The organism is Fimbriimonadaceae bacterium (genome assembly GCA_019638775.1).
Classification (GTDB): domain Bacteria; phylum Armatimonadota; class Fimbriimonadia; order Fimbriimonadales; family Fimbriimonadaceae; genus JAHBTD01.
The window spans coordinates 956,588-970,052 of the sequence record JAHBTD010000002.1; the positions used below are offsets into that span (position 1 = coordinate 956,588).

Consider the following 13,465-nt stretch of genomic DNA (forward strand, 5'->3'; position numbering starts at 1 on the left):
TCGAATGAGCGCAAAGAGGGCTTTGGTCACGGGAGCATCCCGGGGGATAGGAAGGGCGATTGCTATTCGGCTTGCCCAAGCGGGATGGAACGTTGCCATCCATTATGTGAATCAGGGGCGTGATGCGGAGGCGACCAAGAATGAGCTTGGCGCGCAGTTTTCAGGCATGTATCAAGCCGATCTCGCCGATTCTTCGGCATCAAGCAAGCTGTTTGACGAAGCTCTTGCGGATGGTCCGATCCACGCCCTTGTGAATAACGCTGGGGTTTACCTCCCCCAAAACTTCGTGACGGCGGGCGATGCAGCCTTTAAGGCGACATGGCACAAGACGTTTGCGATTAACTTCGAGGCCCCGATGCTCTTGACGCGATCTGCGGCGAAGTACTACGTGAAGAATGGCGGGGGCAAGATTTTGAACGTGTGCAGTCGTGTTGGGTTTAAGGGTGAGGGTGGCGCAGCGGTTTATGCGGCGTCGAAAGCGGCCTTGATCAACTTGACACGCAGCCTTGCCGTTGAGCTTGCCGACAAGAACATCCAGCTCTACGGAATTGCTCCTGGCTGGGTGGATACGGCGATGGCCCGAGAAGGCATGACGGAAAAGCTGCCGGAGATTTTGGAGACCATCCCCGTTGGGCGGATGGCGAGTCCTGCAGACTGTGGCGCGGTGGCGGCGTTCTTGCTGTCGGAAGAGGCGGCCTATTTGAGCGGCGAAGTGATCGACATCAACGGCGCGAGTTATTTTCACTAGGTGTTGGGCGTTGGGCGTTCCGGTGTTCCGGTGTTCCGGCTTTCGGGCGTTCGGGCGTTCGGGCTGGAGGCCTATAGGTCTTATCGGTCTTATATGTCTTATAGGACCCGTCCGAATGTGCCGTCGCTCCCCACGCCCCGCGCCCAACCTCACGCCTCAACGCCCAAAATCCCCAATCTTCAGTCCGAAATCCAACTTCCCAAGTTCGGAATCGGTATAATTTCGCTCCACCCGCCCAGGTGGCGAAATTGGTAGACGCGCTAGTTTCAGGTACTAGTTCTCGCAAGGGAGTGAAGGTTCGAGTCCTTTCCTGGGCACCAGATTTTCTCCAAGAGCAAATCCCCTTTTTGGGAGTGCGCGAATTCATTCGCGATTTTCCGTGGCGTGCTCCGTGATCAGCTATCAGCTATCAGCTATCTGCAATCTGCAATCATCCCCGATTCAGATACAGAATCGAATTCCTGATCCCAAACGTGCGGAAGAACGTCAGGTCGTCGTGATCTCCCATCGGCTCATCCTGAATCCCCAGCCCCTCATAGCCCACGTGCAGAATGTTGTCGCCATCCCCCTGACCGCCGTCAACCCACCGATACGCCCAGATCACATCCCCATTGAACCAAGCCGCCGCCGGAGCCGAGCGCGACTGCGTCCATTCGTCGTAATACCGCTTCACCATCCAGCCACCGCGAACCGACTTGTCGGCGATCTGGTGGGCCACATAGGTGCATGCCCACGGCGACTTCTCGCTGGTCAGCCCGCGACAGTAGAAGTAGATACGCCCGTCGGGTCCGGTGTCTTTGGTGTGCTCGAAGAGGACGGTGATCCGGCCTGATCCCCGCGAGCCACCTTTCGGACCCTCGACCCACTCATACCCGCTCTGCAGCAGCCCGCCGTTCTTGCCCGTGCGGAATCGGCGAATCTGCCAGCGCTCGCTGCGATCCTTGTCCTGGTTCTGCGCCAGACCAAGCACCGCCTCGCCCGTTACTGTATCCGTGCAGAGCCCGACCGGATTCGTGCTCTCGATGCCAAGACCGGCCTCAAGAACCCATTTCCCACGCGAATCCATCACCTTATAGTCCACCGAGCCATCCGCCGGATTCCACAGGAAAAGATAAAGGCGACCGTCGTGGACGCCCACTGTCGGCACACGCGTCTTCTCGGCGTCAATCACCTCCGCTTCGCCCAGCTCAGGCTCCTTGGCCCCAACCGTCAAAGACCGTCGGACAACGCCCTGCTCGGTCTCATAGAAAAGCCACAGCTTCCCGCCGAAACTCGCGCCGACCGGGTCGCCGGTCAGCCCTTTCGGTTCGATGGTCCAGGGCTCGTCCCACTTGAACGGCTTCTGCAGCCGACGAAGCAGGAGCTTGCCCGGCTTCTCCGGGCTGATCGTCGGGTCGGTCTTCTTGTCGATGGGATGCTCGTGCTGCCCATAAAGCACAAAGGCGCGATCCTGGTGAACCATCAGCCATGGCGAGGTCATCATCTTGCCCAAGTTGTCGCGGCGGCCTGCGTTGGTCGAGTAGGAGTAGTTGATATCGGCGCGGACGTTCTTCTCCCCGAACACCCCGTTCCAGTTCCAGTCGATCAGCGTCGTCTCGCCGTTCGGCTTCAGCCGGAAGCGATACGGCCCCTTTTCTAAGAACTTCACCTTGTCGTAAGGCAGAGGGATCGTCTCGTCGAGATTTGTTTCGCGCAATACGTAGTTCGCCAGCCGACCGTCGCTGTAGTGAATCTTGTTGTAGTCGTCTTCAAAGCCGTAGCTGTAGGCGTAGCTCATCAGACTCGTGTAGGTGGGGCACAGGCCGTTATTCCAAAAGCCGTTGTGGTCCATCCCGATCTGGTGTCCAAACTCGTGGATGAAGACCGCCCACATCGCGTTCTCGCCGCATCCTCCGCCGTCACCCAGCTGGTCAGCCTGCCCGCCACCCCCCGGTCCCACCTGCATCCAGTGCACTAGCCCACGCCACTTGCTCGGCAGAAACTTGTCGCGGTTGCGCTGCCAAGAGTTCTTCTCGTCTTCCCCTTTGATCGGGTCGAGGATGATGTGATGAAAGTTGAATCCGGTCTTGCCGTCGGGGTTGGGGGTGTTCAGCTCGGCGTAGAACTTGACCACCTTGGCCAGTTCGCTGTCGAACTTCTTCTGGTCGACCTTCTCAAACCGCGACACGAGGCAGATCAGGTCGGTATGCGTGGGGCTGCAACCCATCTTCGGCAGGTCGAGCCCGCGAAAGCCTTTGACCTCCCAGCCGTCCAAAAGCCCGTCGCCGTCGGTGTCCGGGTTGTGGGGGTCTGACTTGTGCTCGGCCTCCTCAGCGTTGGTCAGGCCGTCGCGGTCAGGGTCGGGGTCGCCGTCTACGATGGACCGCCGCACCAAAACCTGGTGCCCAGTGTGATGCTCTTTGCCGTAGCGAAACTCGACGAGGTCCGGCGAGCCGTTCCCGTCCATATCCTCAAAGCCATAGACCTTGTTCGCGGGCGGCAGATCGTCGGCGATCTTCATCTCCCGAGCGTCGATCATCAGCCGATCGCGGAACGCGAGCATCCCGTTTCGGGCGGCTGCCGGACGGGAGCCCGGCTCGTTCTCTCCCAGCTTCTGCCCCAGCTTCAGCGTCTCGCGGTCCATCGCCCAAACGCTCCCTTTGGCGTCCTGCGCCGCCAGCAGCGAGCCTCCGTCGCCGATCCACACGACTCCCTTCGGAACCGAGCATGCCGTCGTCGTCTTCGTCTTTGTGGAGACGCGGAAGCCCTCGCCCGACTTCGTCGAGAAGGCGATCAGTTCACCGCCGTCGTTCAGCGAGGCCAGCGCGGGAGCCTCCAGCTTCTTTGGGAGCTTCACCCATTCCGTCGTATCCTTGAATTTGCCCTTCTCAAACTCCCCTGCCAGCCGAAGCATCTGGCCGTCGAAGATGCCGACCACGTCGGCCCCCTTCTTCGCGTCGAACTCGCCAACAGCGGCAGCCTGGCAGTCTTTGCCCCATTGCGTCAGACCCTGAAACGGCCTGCCTGCCTTCTGCCCGTCAACGGTCAGGGAAACGTCGATAATGGCGTCTCCTGGAGGGTAGACGACAATGAGATCGGCGAAGCCATCGGCGTCCACATCCCCAACAAACGGCATTCGGGGCGGAGCGGCAAAGCCCAAAGCCCACGGCTGGGCCACGGTAAGGCCCTGGATTCCCACGACGAGAGAAACAAAGACGGCAATCATGATTTCAGAGATGGGTATACCTGAGTGGGTTCATTCTCAAGTCGTTGGTATGTTGTTGGCAAGTTGCGTGGTAATGATTTGTAAGTGAGTTCAAGACAACTTGACCGCTCTCTGATAGCCCATACTCTCCTCTCGTCCACAATAGAGCCATGCCCCGTCCCCTTGTTTTTGGAAATGGCAGCCTCCTAATTTGTCATGACCATCGCTATTGCATGCGCGACCTTTACTGGCCCCATGTTGGGCTCTACAACCATATCAACGGACATGCTTGTCGGGTCGGAGTTTGGGCTGATGGCGCATTTGGATGGATAGATGAGGATGGCTGGCAGCGGACCCTTGGATATGAACCGGGCTCCTTGGTTGGGCAATCGGAGTTTGTTCATCATGGGCTAAAGCTTAAGGTTGAGATCACGGAAGCGGTTCATCCGTTTGAGCCTTGGTATCTGCGGCGGTTTGCTATTCACGATCTTAGTGGGAGTGAGCGCGATGTCCGCCTGTTCATTAACAGCGACTTTCGGTTGAACGAATCCGACGCTGGCGATACTGCGTTTTTCAACCCCTTCGCCGATGCGATGGTGCACTACAAACGTGAGACGGTATTAGCCTTGAGCGGACGAACTTCGGAAGGTGGGCTGTTTGAGTACACGACCGCGCATCGGGGGTTCTCAAACTTTCAGGGCAGTTCCGAGGATGCGCGCGACGGGAGCCTTGGCTGGAATCCGATGACTTACGGATGCACCGATTCTACTTACAGCCTCAAATTCAAAGTCCCGGCGAATGGCGATGCCGTCGCACACGCCTGGATCGTTGTAGGGAGTTCGATTGACGATGCTGCAGAGGCGAGTGCAAAGCTGGTCGGCTATGGCTTTGATGAGGTCTTTGAGGAGACCCGGAAGCACTGGCGGGATTACCTCGCACAAAGCGATCCGCACCTTCTGGGATTGCCGGACGATCTCTGCGCGTCGGTTCGTCAGGGGCTGCTTATCTTGCGAACGCAGATCGACAACGGGGGAGGCATTCTTGCAGCGAATGACTCCGATATCATGTCGGGCGGCAACCAGGTCAACTACAGCAACGTTTGGCCTCGGGATGGCGCTTTTGTCGCGTCGGTTCTTATTCAGGCTGGGTATCCCGAACTTGCCGACAAGTATTTCCAGTTCAGTGAGAAGCTCATCACCCCTCATCGACCCTACTTTTTGCAGAAGTACTGGGCGGATGGTACGGTTGGCCCTGGCTGGCACGCTTGGATGCAAGAAGGTGCGCCTGAGGTTGGGCACCAGCAAGACGAAACTGCGCTTACGGTGTTTGAGTTGTGCAATTTCCTCAACAAGCACTGCTCGCCGGAAGCGATCTCTCACAGTTGGGAGAGCTTCGTCAAGCCGGCAACCGATCATATCTTGGCCTTCCGCGATGCGAACGGCTTACCGAAGCCAAGCTGGGATTTGTGGGAAGAACGCCGGGGCATCCATATCTACACGGTTTCGACCGTGATTGTTGCCTTTCGTAAAGCCTCTGAGCTTGCTTTGCAGCTTGGAGACAACGTAAGGGCACACAGTTACTCCCAAGCCGCTGTGGAGCTGCTTGCAGCCCTGAAGAAGCACATGTGGGATGATTCGCGAGGCTGCTTCTATCGGAGGCTGATCGTTAAGGCTGACGGGTCTTACGAACCGGACCTGATTATCGATTCATCCTCGATGCAGGTTCTTCTGTTGGGTGTGCTGCCTGCGGACGATCCGATGGTTGTGTCTAACTTAGCGGTTTGTGATGGGGCGCTTTGGGTCTCGACGACGATTGGGGGGATGGCACGGTACCAAGATGACTACTATCACCGAGTCAGTCATGATGTGCCCGGAAATCCCTGGATTATCTGCACGATGTGGTTAGCACAGTCGCTCATTGCGATGGCGCAGACTGTGGATGACTTGCAACGCCCTGAAGAGTTGCTTCGGTGGGCGCTGGATCGGGCGGAAGGCTCTGGGGTGCTTGCGGAGCAGCTTCACCCGTTTTCGGGCGAGCCTATGAGCGTGAGCCCGCTGACATGGTCGCATGCGGAAGTGGTGAAGACGGCGGTGGAGTTGGCCGGGAGGATGAGGGGGCTTGATTAGGCCTCGTCCTTTGGGAATGGGTTGTGGTCGTCACGGCAACGGTCAGGTCGGAAGATCAGTCGTTCTCTCCCTGACGTGAGAGGGGGATTCGCTAGCCCGCTTGAAAGGCTTCGACCGCGCGATCTGCCATCGAATCGTCGATGTCCAAGTGGAACACCAGTCGCATTTGAAACTCGCCAAAAGGAAGCGCCCAAATGCCTCGTTCGGCCAGAGAGTTCTGCCAATCGACAGCGGGACGATCGAAGTTTGCGAGGACGATGTTGGTCTGGACCCGGTCCATGTCCACCGAGATGCCGGGAAGCACTGAGATGGCTTGGGCAACGCGGCGCGCCCGAGCGTGATCCTCGGCAAGCCGCTCGACGTTGTTCTCCAGGGCGTACAATCCGCAGGCAGCGAGCAGACCCGACTGTCGCATTCCTCCGCCTAAGCGCTTGCGCCAGTAACGTGCCTCTTCTATCAACAGCGCGGAGCCAACGAGAACGGATCCGACGGGGGTTCCCAGCCCCTTGCTGAGGCAGAAGCTCACCGAATCGAAGTATTGCGCGATCTCCTTAACCGGCACACCGAGCGCGACCGCGGCGTTAAAGACACGCGCGCCATCGAGGTGGAGCGAAACGCCTTTACGATTCGCGATCTCCCGATAGGCCGCCAAGTAGGGGATTGGGATTACGGTTCCACCGGCGCGGTTGTGGGTGTTTTCGACACAGATGAGGCTCGTGCCGGGTGTGTGCAAAGATTTTTCGAGGACTCTCTTCTCAACTTCTATCGGGTCCATCGCTCCCTTGTCCGACGGAAGCGTGAACGAAACGACTTGACCAATGACAGCCGGTCCACCGACCTCATAAAACAGGATGTGAGCTTCTTGCTCGGCAAGGATGGAGTCGCCGCGCTTGGTGTGGCATACGATGGCGATTTGGTTGCCCATAGTGCCGCTGGGAACGAACATGCCAGCTTCCTTGCCCAGCATCTCGCCGGCCTTTTGTTCGAGGGCGGTTACCGTAGGATCGTCGCCAAGGACATCGTCCCCAAGCGGCGCACTCAACATGGCGTCGAGCATCGCCTGGGTTGGGCGGGTTACGGTATCGCTGCGAAGATCGACAATCCCCTTTTGCGTCTTGGGAACGTGAGCGTCAAGAGGCACTGCCGAGCCGCCTCCGCAAGAAGTCGAGGTAGGTGTGTTCGATCTTCACCCAGTTGTCGTAAGTGAAGGAATGCCCTTCACCTGGGAAGGTGTGATACTCGTGGTCCACCCCGCAACGTTTTAGCTCGGCGACGAGGGCTTCGCTCTGGCTGATGGGCACGATGTCGTCCTCATCGCCATGGACAATCAAGATGGGCGGAGCATCGTTCGAGATGGTCTTAATCGGACTTGCGGCAATCCACCGCGCCTCATCTTCTCCATAAGAGACACCCATAAACTGCTCAAGGAACTGGATACTGATGGGGTTCTCACGAATGCCTTCAACCGTGACATCGGTGATCCCGCAAATGTCCACCACGGCGTTCACTCGGGACGAGACGCCGTCCACTGGCGCGTCCGTCAGTCCCGACATCAGGGCTAAATGTCCACCCGCGCTGTTTCCTAGGCTTGCAATACGATTTGGGTCCAGACCCCACTCCGACGCGGAGGTGCGGGCAAAGCGGACAAACGCCTGGATATCTTCGACTGCGGCGGGAAAAACGTGCAAAGGGGCCAGTCGGTACTGAGGGCAAGCGACGGCAAAGCCAGCTTTGCCCAAGGCTTGCGTCAGGTCACGCATATCGCTCTTGTCGCCGGAAATCCACCCGCCTCCATGAATGAGAATTGCCAATGGCAGCAGCTCGTCGGAGTCTGGTCGAATCAAATCGAAACGAAGAGGTGTTCCGAGCGGCTCGGCGTACACTTGGTCAGGAACCAGCATCATGCGGATGTTAGTTTAGCTGAAATGCCCTCAACCAAGCATTACATCCCGATGCCGGTGTAGTGCTTTAACCCCTTTCGCCAAAGGACAGTGGCGAAGAAGTAGCACACCACAATCCACACGCACTGCATCCCGATTGCCTGCCATGCCGCCGGGCCCTTGAGTTGGTTCACGAGTATCGAAGTTGGGGCGCCAACCGTGTAGAAGAACGGAAAGAACATAGAGAGTTGCCGAGCCCATTCGGGCAAGAGCGTGATTGGAAACAGGTAGCCCGAAAGAAAGAGTTGGGGCACGTAGTACAACTCAAAGATCGCCATCGCCTCCTGCACGAAGAGAGCGAGCATGGACATCATGATGACGAAGCTGAAGCTGACCAGGTGCCCCAGAAAGAACGAAATCCAGAACTCTGGGCCGACATTTGGCTGGAAGCCTCCGAGATAGCCACGATAGAAGAAGAGCAGCACGAGGAAGAACGGCAGCGTAAGCGTGAGGCGCAGGATTCGCCACGAGATGTTCCTAAAGAAGGAGTACTGATAGAAGCTGATGGGGCGAACCAGATAGGTTGAGAAGATCCCCTCTCGGATTTCGGTCGCGATCTCCCACATGATGTGGCAGGTGATGAAGGAGCCAAGGATGAGGATGGCGAGGTAGTAGACGATGAAATCGCCGGGCGTCATTCCGGCAATGGGGGCACCGCCAGATGCCTTTGCCCAAACAAGCGGCATGGTGAGTGCGTTCGTGAGGTCTGTGAGAATCCAGATAACTCCGCTGGCTCGGTAAGCGAGACCCTCTTGGATAAAGATCCCGAAGACGGCCTTCCATTTTCGCAGAGTCGTCGTCACCTGCGTATGCTCACCTTAAACCCCCGGAAGATCGCGATTCGCGCCGATTTGAGTTATGCGCCGTCGTCTTCGATCTCTTCTAGCCGTGACTCAAGCTCAGTGAGGTTCTCAAGAGCCCGCTCAGAAACATCATGAGCCATGACCTCGGGGTCCATCTCAGATCGGATCTTCTGAACAAGTGCGTAGCTCACCGCGCCAACGCAAATACCAAACAGAAATGTGGAAAACGAGCCTTTCACTTTGGTTGGTTGTACCAGGAATCGGCTCTTTCGTGCCGTGTGAACACAAAAAAGCCCCCGCTGCTTATCGCAGCGGGGGCTAATTGGGTCGTCTTAGCGAGTTGCCGTTAGCGCTGCCGAGACTTCATCGCCACCGTAGTTCGCGGTTACGAGGGTCGTCAGCGTTCTGGAAACGCGCTTCGTCGTGATCGTTACGGTACGGCTGGTTTGGCCTGGCAGGACCTGAACTGTCGCCGGAATGTTGGCAACGTTCGGGTTTGTCTGGCTCAGGTTAACCGTTGCGCCAGCGGGCGGCGCAGCTGCATCGAGAGTGATCGTCATCTGCGTGGTCTGGAAGCCACCGCGGACACGAGACGGATCGAAGGAGATACCTGTGAGGGATGCCTTCAGAATCGTCAACGTTGCCTGTCGGTTGCTTGCATTCACGGTCGCCGTGATTGTCGCCACTGTTGTGGCAGCAACGGCATTCGTCGTGATTTGGAACGACGCTGTGGTTGTGCCTTGAGGCACGGTCACAGATGCCGGGACAACGGCTGCTCCAGAGTTACTGGAGAGTGTTGCCGTCAAGCCACCCGTCGGCGCCGGACCGCTAACGGTCAGCGTACCGGTTGCACTCTGTCCACCGGCAACCGTACTCGGTGCAATGGTCAGGTTTGTCGCCGTTGGCGCTGTGATGTTTACGTTCGCTGTTGCAGTGTGGGTTAACACCGCACCGACGAAGTAATCACCCGTGATCGTCACGAGCGTATTCACAGCGACGGGGACGCTGGAAACGGTGAACGTTCCCGTTGTCGCCCCTACCGGGATGGTGATTGATGCTGGCACTGTGGCTGCAGCATTATTCGAGCTTAGAGCCACGACAATGCCGCCAGGAGGCGCCGCTTCGATAAGCGTTACCGTTCCTGTAGCGCTGTTTCCACCAGGCATACTTGCCGGTGCGATGGACATTGTGAATGTCATCGGCCGGACCTGAAGGACTGCGTTAAGCACAACGGAGCCGCGCGTTGCTGTGATCGTCACGTTCGTGATTGCCGACACACGTGCTGTTGTCACGGTGAAGTTAACGAATGCCGCACCAGCCGGGATCGTTACCGTTGCCGGTACCGCTGCCACTGCCGGATTGTTCGACGAGAGTGCGATTGGGACGCCTGCGCCCGTTGCCGGACGGTCGAGTCCAACCGTACCCGTAGAGTTATTGCCACCGACAAGGCTGTCTGGGGCCAATCCAAGCGATGTGAGCGATGCATAAAGCACGTCCACAACCGCCGATCGGTTGTCTGCGCCAAGTGTCGCTGTCACGGTTACCGACGTATTGATCGCAACGATTTGCGTCGGAGCGGAGAAGCTTGCACTTTGCGTTTGTCCCGTGATCGTCACTGTTGCAGGAACCTGCACAGCGGGATCGCTGCTGGATAGGGCAACGACAACACCGCCGTTAGGCGCGTTACCGTCGAGCTGAACGATACCGGTCGTGGTGAGACCACCAGTCAGGACGTTCGGAGCGAAGGACAGAGCGAAGAGTCGAGCCGGGATAACCGTCAAGGTTTTCGTTCGTAGCACTCCACCGAATCCGGCAGTGATGTCGACCGACTGCGGTGCGCTAACGCCAACGGTGTTCACGTCGAAGATAGCGGTGAGTTCGCCAGCAGGAACGGTCACGGATGCCGGAACTTGAGCAAGGCTCGGGATCGAGCTTGTCAGACCGATGGTGACGCCGCTGGGGCCTGCCGGGAAATTCAGCGTAACACGAGCGCCAACCGGGTTTCCACCAACAACTGTGTCGTTGCTGAGTGTGAGAGCCTGGAAGAGCGGTCGTACCAAGAGACTGGCGAATTTCGAGTCACCTTCAATCGTACAGGTGATCTTAACCGTCGTGTCTTGGCTGACATTGACGCTGGTCTGGACGGTGAAGTCGACCGAAGAAGCGCCGACAGGGATCAGGGCCGAAGCCGGAGTCGTCACGATCGAGTTGTTGTCGTTCGTGATCGTCACCAGAACAGCAGCATCGGATGCTGGTGCGCTGATCGTTACCGTACCTGTCGCGGTGTTGCCACCGGCGATTGGGTTCGGCGTCACGGTCACGCCAGTGATCGTGTACGGGATTCGAGTCTTGATCTTGGCGACAAAGCCATCGGGCAGAGCCTCACCGATCGCGTCGAGCGGGAACGCCTCTTTGAAGGCGCCGGGAGTTGTCGGGAACGCCGGGTTGACGTTCGTAGCCGATGTCGTCCAACCTGCGATGTAGTCGTTTCTCGCACCATCGACTGCGATGGCATTACAGGACTCGCGCCCTGCACCACCCCAGTACGAACAGTACAAGAGTCCAGAACCCGTCGGGTTGAAGACTTCGAGGAATGCATCGCCGTTCGGAGAGATCAGCGGGTTCGTCGGACCGTTATAGACGGTCTGATCTGCAGCGCCCGTCAATGGGATTTGAACAGTGTTGGTGTTTGCCTGCCAGACTGCACCACCGATGTGCGCGAAGTTCAGGTCGTCGACCTTGATCGACCACGGCACCGCTGTTGTGTTCGAACCTATGAAGGTCGAGTACACCAGCCCTGTGCCAAGCCGGTTCAGCTTGGTGACGAAGGCGTCTGTTCCAAGGTTGTATGTCGTGTCGTAAGCGCCAACTGTTCGCGGATAGTTGAACGAATTCGTCGGACCCGTAATAAATACGTTTCCGGTTGCATCGATATCCATGTCGGTCGCTTGGTCAGAGAAGTTACCGCCGATAAACGTTCCGAACGAAAGGCTCTGACCATCGGTCGCAACCTTGAGCACAAGCGCGTCGAGGCCGTTAGCGATTGTGTCGAACGAGCCGGGAGTCGTCGGAGCATCCGTGAACGACGTTTGAACACAAACGTAGGCGAAGAAGTCGATATCGACCTTAACAGAGACGCCGATGTCATCGTCGCCATGAGTCAGGTCATCGTCCCACGGCGTGCCGGGGCCAGCAGAGGGGGTGATGGTGTCTGTTCCACCGAGGAACGTGCTGTAAACCAGCGCTGTTCCGGTGCTGTTCAGCTTAGTAAGGAACGCATCTCCGTCGCCTCGCATCGTTGTCTGAATCGCTCCACCTGTGGTGGGGAACGGAACAGCCGCGAATGGGAAGCCGTTATCCGGTGTGTTGACGCTTGTGGACTGCGTCATACCGGTGACGTATACGGCACCGGTTGAATCCACTGCAACCGAACGTGCCCAGTCTCGGCGGTTACCACCAAGATAGGTCATCCATGTGCGGGCCGTACCGGACGGGTTCAGCTTTGCGACGAACGCGTCAGCATTGTCGGCGAACAGTCGAGGAATAAGTGGATCCTCAGGTGTGAAGTTCGGCCCAGCCGGTGCGTTCTGACGAGCCGTCTGGAATGCACCCGCGCTTGTGTCGAGGTTAGCCGAGGTTGTTTGACCGCAAACATAAACGTTGTTGGTTGCGTCGATTGCGATGCCCCAACACTCGTCGTCTCCAGAACCACCGATGTAGGTCGAGAAAACCAGATCGGAGCCATCGGGGAGCAGCTTTGAAACGACGCCATCGGAGAGAACCATCGTCTCGTCGTAAGCGCCGATCGAAGTCGGATAAGTTGCCGAGGTCGCGTAACCGCAAACGTATGCTTGTCCGAGGGCATCAATCGCGATGTCGTTCATGACATCGACGGAGCCCGTACCACCCATGAGCGTGCTATACACGACCGGGTCGATAACAAGCGGCTTGTTGCGATCGTAAGCGCCGAGCACGAAGCTGACCGTTCCCGCCTTGCTCACGGAGAAAGAAGCAGGGACCGAGACTTGTGCTTGGCCATACATCTGGTACGCATACAGTCCGTCCATGCGGAGCGTGCCTGCGTTCGTTCCGATCTCGAGAGTCGTCCCACTCACAGCTTTTACGCTGTTGGCTCCATCGAATTGGAGCTTGATCTGTGAGGGGTCAACGCCGGGGAGGACGATCAGGTCATAGCGCGGCGAACCGTTGTCGAAGTACATCCTGAGGTTGATACCGTCGTAGATTCCGGAAACTTTCGCTTCGGAATATGCTTCGGTAGCGATACCACCGCCCGAGTTGGGAAGGATGTAACCGACTTTGCCGGGGGCAGCGTCCTGACCCTGTGCCGTTCCAGGCTGTCCGCCGGCAAAGCCCATACGTACCACTTGACCAGTTTTCGCGTAGTGCGGTGCACTTCGCTTGGCTATCTGTGGGCCGTTGTTGGGCTCGTTAAGCTCTCTCAGCCTAAAAATATCGTAGACAACTCCGGTCTCTGTAATCCAGGTGTCCATGCCTGGCGACTTGCCCATAAAGCGCGCTTCCGAATCCCACTGTCCGCGGTTTTCGATGAATCGCTCCTGATAGGTCAGTCCGGCACTCTTGCCTGACGACATGCTGGCTAACTTGCTCGGAGTGCCGTAAGTAGTCTTACTTGGCATGGTCGG

General features: G+C 57.8%; 8 protein-coding genes and 1 tRNA gene. 3 read left to right on the plus strand and 6 right to left on the minus strand.

What is annotated here, in order from left to right; genetic code table 11:
- The first annotated feature begins 4 nt into the window (after positions 1 to 4).
- Both KF784_10655 and KF784_10660 read left to right on the plus strand, forming a co-directional pair.
- Positions 5 to 748: an SDR family oxidoreductase gene (locus KF784_10655; GenBank protein MBX3119517.1), complete on the plus strand. Its 744-nt coding sequence runs from the start codon at positions 5 to 7 to the stop codon at positions 746 to 748.
- Positions 749 to 981: 233 nt separating this feature from the next.
- A tRNA-Leu gene (locus tag KF784_10660) sits at positions 982 to 1,068 on the plus strand.
- Positions 1,069 to 1,178: 110 nt separating this feature from the next.
- Here the strand turns inward: KF784_10660 and KF784_10665 are convergent.
- Complete coding sequence (locus tag KF784_10665; GenBank protein MBX3119518.1) at positions 1,179 to 3,953, minus strand: hypothetical protein; 2,775 nt, start codon at positions 3,951 to 3,953, stop codon at positions 1,179 to 1,181.
- Positions 3,954 to 4,102: 149 nt separating this feature from the next.
- Here KF784_10665 and KF784_10670 point away from each other — a divergent pair, with 149 nt between their 5' ends.
- Positions 4,103 to 6,058, plus strand: coding sequence for a glycoside hydrolase family 15 protein (locus KF784_10670; GenBank protein ID MBX3119519.1), 1,956 nt, complete (start codon positions 4,103 to 4,105; stop codon positions 6,056 to 6,058).
- A 91-nt stretch (positions 6,059 to 6,149) separates the two neighbouring features.
- On the opposite strand, the gene ltaE is transcribed toward KF784_10670, so the two are convergent.
- The 5 genes from ltaE to KF784_10695 all read right to left on the minus strand — a co-directional run bounded on the left by ltaE (position 6,150) and on the right by KF784_10695 (position 13,459).
- Complete coding sequence (ltaE, locus tag KF784_10675; GenBank protein ID MBX3119520.1) at positions 6,150 to 7,199, minus strand: low-specificity L-threonine aldolase; 1,050 nt, start codon at positions 7,197 to 7,199, stop codon at positions 6,150 to 6,152.
- Complete coding sequence (locus KF784_10680) at positions 7,189 to 7,962, minus strand: alpha/beta hydrolase (GenBank protein MBX3119521.1); 774 nt, start codon at positions 7,960 to 7,962, stop codon at positions 7,189 to 7,191. Before KF784_10680 ends, ltaE begins: the two co-directional genes overlap by 11 nt.
- 38 nt (positions 7,963 to 8,000) lie before the next feature.
- On the minus strand, positions 8,001 to 8,801 hold the full coding sequence (locus KF784_10685) for an ABC-2 family transporter protein (protein ID MBX3119522.1): 801 nt from the start codon (positions 8,799 to 8,801) through the stop codon (positions 8,001 to 8,003).
- 53 nt (positions 8,802 to 8,854) lie between these two features.
- Positions 8,855 to 9,040: a hypothetical protein gene (locus KF784_10690; protein ID MBX3119523.1), complete on the minus strand. Its 186-nt coding sequence runs from the start codon at positions 9,038 to 9,040 to the stop codon at positions 8,855 to 8,857.
- A 93-nt stretch (positions 9,041 to 9,133) separates the two neighbouring features.
- Positions 9,134 to 13,459, minus strand: coding sequence for an SBBP repeat-containing protein (locus KF784_10695; protein MBX3119524.1), 4,326 nt, complete (start codon positions 13,457 to 13,459; stop codon positions 9,134 to 9,136).
- Positions 13,460 to 13,465 lie beyond the last annotated feature (6 nt).

Bases quoted from the DNA above. Each gene is read 5' to 3' on its own strand.
- KF784_10655 (MBX3119517.1), top strand. From the start codon at position 5: ATGAGCGCAAAGAGGGCTTTGGTCACGGGAGCATCCCGGGGGATAGGA.
- KF784_10680 (MBX3119521.1), bottom strand. From the start codon at position 7,962: ATGATGCTGGTTCCTGACCAAGTGTACGCCGAGCCGCTCGGAACACCT.
- KF784_10665 (MBX3119518.1), bottom strand. From the start codon at position 3,953: ATGATTGCCGTCTTTGTTTCTCTCGTCGTGGGAATCCAGGGCCTTACC.
- KF784_10695 (MBX3119524.1), bottom strand. From the start codon at position 13,459: ATGCCAAGTAAGACTACTTACGGCACTCCGAGCAAGTTAGCCAGCATG.
- KF784_10670 (MBX3119519.1), top strand. From the start codon at position 4,103: ATGCCCCGTCCCCTTGTTTTTGGAAATGGCAGCCTCCTAATTTGTCAT.